The sequence below is a fragment of the Acinetobacter bouvetii genome, assembly GCF_902753875.1.
Lineage (GTDB): Bacteria > Pseudomonadota > Gammaproteobacteria > Pseudomonadales > Moraxellaceae > Acinetobacter > Acinetobacter bouvetii_A.
In genome coordinates, this window is sequence record NZ_CADDTS010000060.1 from 1 (window position 1) to 1802 (window position 1802).

Sequence of the window (1802 nt, forward strand, 5' to 3'; positions counted from 1 at the left end):
AACGTAATACCGTTAATTCGAGTATTGGAAGCCAAGCCAGTCGGAATACCTGATTGGGCTTATGAAAGAAACCTTGTCGCTTGATGAGGTTTTTTTTCGAATGTACTTTTTTAAAAGTGTAGTGAGTACACATTTACCGAACGAGTGTCTACGAGTGACGCCCCCACAATAAAATTTCAGAGCCTTCCCTCCCTGATTACAAGCTCCCTTTCGCCTTAGATCGGTAAGTACCAGGCTATGCCTGCTGACAACAAGTAAACATGACAACATGACAACAAGTAAACATGACAACACGCCCGACGCATACGCGTTCGACGTCGGATCGGCTCGCGTCCGCGCGGCGCGTCGAAGGAGGGTGTGCAGTGTTAGTAATACTGCACATTTGTGCCAAAAATGACAAAATCTGAATATATACCCCTTTACACACAATTATATTATTGCTACTTTATTCTCAAATAGTTACTCCTATAAATATTATTATGCCTAGTCAAAAACCACGTGTAGCTTTAACACTTCCTGACGATTTAAATGAAATCTTTGACCGTATTGCTGCATTTCAGGGTGTTCCAAAAACTAAAGTCATTGTTGAGCTTTTAGAAGCATATAAATCTGTTTTAAAAGAAACCTTAGACGCTATTGAAAAAATAGAAAACGATAGGGAAAACGCACAGCAGATTGCTAAAGAATTTGGTCAGAATCTTTTACTTGATGCTCAAGTTATGATGGGCACGATCTCACAAGAGGTTAAAGATTTATGATCGACTACGTTTCAGGGTTCTTTCCTTGCAAACATGACCCTAGCAAGCTTATATCAGGCATGGTTATGTCTTTTGACGCTAATCTCAATCAAGAATGGGTATGTAATAAAAAACTCTCTGTTGAGGGTTCTCATTCATCCAAAATTCAGCTTCAGTCACATTCTGAAAATCTAGTTTATTTCACTGGCAACCCTGTTAAATTTCTTCAAGGTCATAATCTTTTCGGAACTAATGATATTCGCCATTTAATGCGTTTATTCTTCGATGAACTCTTAAAACAAGAATCTTTAGGTCTATGTCCTGATCCATTCCAATATGATCTTATTCAAGATGGTCACTATGAATTAACACGAGTAGACATCAATGAATCATGGCATCTAAACAACAGCAGAGAAGTCCAAGCTTGGATTCGCGCTGTTGGTGAAACTGCATACTTAAAACATCGTGGTGCTGGTCAATTCAGTGGTGATACTGCTTATTTCGGGAAAAATTCTAGACGTTGGGGTTTAAAATGTTACTCCAAAGGTAACGAAATTAAAGTTAAAGGTCATAAATTACCCCCTGAATTATGTATTCCTGAAATGCTCGAATATGCTGACAAATCCTTACGAATAGAGGCTTTTCTTAGACAGTTAGAGTTAAAAAGACGCCATTTACACATTCTTTCTAATTGGGATATAGACACACCAGAGGAGTTACTCCTAGAATGTCTATCTAAGTTAGAACTGAGTGATGTTTATATGCTCGACGAAAGCGTTTTAGATACCTTACCCCCACGATTACGCATGACATATAACGCTTGGCTTAATGGTGAGGACTTAAAATCTATTTATACTCAGCGTACTTTTTATCGTGTTCGTAAAGAGATGGAAAAGTACGGAATTGATATTTCAACGAAATCGCCAAAAGATAAAACCAACGTAATACCGTTAATTCGAGTATTGGAAGCCAAGCCAGTCGGAATACCTGATTGGGCTTATGAAAGAAACCTTGTCGCTTGATGAGGTTTTTTTTCGAATGTACTTTTTTAAAAGTGTAGTGAGT

Annotated in this window: 2 protein-coding genes; both read left to right on the forward strand. The window is 38.2% G+C overall.

What is annotated here, in order from left to right; genetic code table 11:
- Positions 1-479: 479 nt before the first annotated feature.
- Entirely contained in the window at positions 480-758 is a 279-nt protein-coding gene (locus tag FB6_RS16505) for a hypothetical protein (RefSeq protein WP_174560968.1), read from the forward strand.
- The gene (locus tag FB6_RS16510; RefSeq protein WP_174560969.1) at positions 755-1759 is read left to right on the forward strand and encodes a phage/plasmid replication protein, II/X family; all 1005 of its coding nucleotides are present in this window, start codon (positions 755-757) and stop codon (positions 1757-1759) included. The genes FB6_RS16505 and FB6_RS16510 overlap by 4 nt, the downstream gene beginning before the upstream one ends.
- Positions 1760-1802: the final 43 nt, after the last annotated feature.

What these genes read in the sequence shown, in the direction of transcription:
- FB6_RS16505 (WP_174560968.1), top strand. Translation starts at nt 480, where the DNA reads ATGCCTAGTCAAAAACCACGTGTAGCTTTAACACTTCCTGACGATTTA.
- FB6_RS16510 (WP_174560969.1), top strand. Translation starts at nt 755, where the DNA reads ATGATCGACTACGTTTCAGGGTTCTTTCCTTGCAAACATGACCCTAGC.